Raw genomic sequence first — 1,322 nt, 5'->3', positions numbered from 1 at the left:
CAATAGGCGTGAATGACCCAATTGAAGCGTTCACATACCTGCGCGACAAGCTCCAGAAAAACCTGATAGTCCGTTTCATTCAGATAAATAGCTTTACGTTCATTACCACGTGACGTCACATGATACAAAGCTCCGGCAAACTCCAATCGCAGTGGACGGCTCATCCTCGCCCCCAAAACAGATAATTTCAATTAACCATAGTGAACCTACTCTGGTCGGGCAAGAGGTTTAGACGCAGACTTGTGGGTTATCAATACTGACAATCAGGAGGCGGCTCATACATTGCCCCAACAAAAAACCAACCCCAACAAAGGGGCAAGGGGCAAGACCTGACACCGTTTTTCTTGGTGACACCGTTTTTCTTGGGATAACAACGTTGGTTTTTACTCAACCTGCCAGTTCTGCGACTGTAACGGGTGCATGTCAGTCCACGCTTTCAGGTTATTTCTGCACGTTTGGCTTAGATAACCCAATACTTGGCGATCACCATCAGCATACTTGAGTTCTGCGTAATACCTATCTCCTGAGCGTTTAACGATAAATTGCTGCAAAAACTCAATATCCTCTCCCCATTTTTCCCATAGAGCCTCTTCATAAACAACGCTCACCATATTTAAGCGGAGGGCTCTGCTCCGGAATGCATGAGAGAAAAAACCTGCACGTTCACTATCAACTTCCAACCAAAAACCATGATGTTCTATATTGTATTCGCACTCAATATCAACCAACCTGCCAGATAGCTGATAAATAACGGTACAAAACAACACAAATCCCAGCAGATAAATAATCCTTAGCGCCATTTAAATCCCCTACTATTAATTACCCATGATGCGATTGAACCATATTCGAGATCTCAAGACATCAGGGTTAGTGACATTAGTGTAGAGCACCGATGGCGCTGGACCGGCATTCCAAACACCTGTAGCCACAGTTACACAATTGACGTTGATTAACCCATAATCAACTGCTGCAGGAGCCTGCCACATCCGATACATCACGGCATCATAGGTAGCTCTATCTACAGAAACACTTTCGAAGACTTTAGTGTCAGGTCTTGCCCTTTGCCCCTGTGGATACTCTGTGGCTTTTCCCTGAAATGATACGGCTAATAGTTCCATAATGTAAGCCAAAATAATGACTTAACTCTGTCTGATGGTATCCTCCGCTGGCGTAAGCTAATTGAATAGCCCTGTTTCTGTCTCCCGATGCTTGCTCCACATACCAATCTAAAGGCTTCGCAGGTAAACGTTTTTGCTTAGCGGGAATTTCAGATAACAATTCAGGGCAGGATATTTTGCTTTGCATTTCGCTGACAAAGCTAT

The 1,322-nt window shown here is 44.4% G+C and carries 2 protein-coding genes and 1 pseudogene; all 3 read right to left on the bottom strand.

Annotated features, from left to right (window positions below):
* On the bottom strand, nucleotides 1-164 hold a 164-nt coding region (locus EMM73_RS20600; RefSeq protein WP_127688475.1), incomplete at its 3' end, for a transposase.
* A 219-nt stretch (nucleotides 165-383) separates the two neighbouring features.
* On the bottom strand, nucleotides 384-800 hold the full coding sequence (locus tag EMM73_RS19760; protein WP_127688474.1) for a hypothetical protein: 417 nt from the start codon (nucleotides 798-800) through the stop codon (nucleotides 384-386).
* Between the two features lie 247 nt (nucleotides 801-1,047).
* Nucleotides 1,048-1,322 (bottom strand): annotated as a pseudogene (locus EMM73_RS20140) (addiction module toxin RelE); the annotation flags it as partial.

It is taken from the genome of Rheinheimera sediminis (assembly GCF_004005375.1).
GTDB lineage: Bacteria > Pseudomonadota > Gammaproteobacteria > Enterobacterales > Alteromonadaceae > Pararheinheimera.
Note: the sequence above shows the minus strand (reverse complement) of the source record. Positions and strands in the feature narration are given on the sequence as shown.

What these genes read in the sequence shown, in the direction of transcription:
- EMM73_RS19760 (WP_127688474.1), bottom strand. Translation starts at nt 800, where the DNA reads ATGGCGCTAAGGATTATTTATCTGCTGGGATTTGTGTTGTTTTGTACC.